General features: G+C 70.5%; 1 pseudogene. It reads left to right on the forward strand.

The annotated features are described in order from the left end of the window. Positions 1-74: 74 nt before the first annotated feature. Positions 75-397, forward strand: a pseudogene (locus M3677_RS17690) (hypothetical protein); the annotation flags it as partial.

Genomic DNA, 397 nt, shown 5'->3' on the forward strand with positions numbered 1-397 from the left:
TATCTGCGGTGCGTTCGGCAGCAAGCTGGGCGGCGGCTAAGTTGAACCGTGCACGTAACCGGGAGGTGATCGTCGTGCCGATCGACGCCCCCGCACTGCTCACCCTGACCGACATCGCTCACTTGGCCGGAGTGCAACGCCCGGCGGTCTCGATGTGGCGCACGCGCACCCGAGTACGCGGGACGGCGGTCCCCTTCCCTGAGCCGGTGCAGATCGTGGGCGGGGTCGAGCACTTCGCGGTCGCCGACGTCACCGCCTACCTGGCCCGCACGGGGCGGGGCAACAACCGTGGTGTCGAGCTCGACGCCACCGTCTTCGCACCCCCGGTCGGCGGAGAAGCCTCCGACGCCGAGGTGCTGCTCACCCTCGCCGCGCTCACCAGCGAGGAGGTCGCCAC

It is taken from the genome of Curtobacterium sp. P97 (assembly GCF_023712445.1).
GTDB lineage: Bacteria > Actinomycetota > Actinomycetes > Actinomycetales > Microbacteriaceae > Curtobacterium.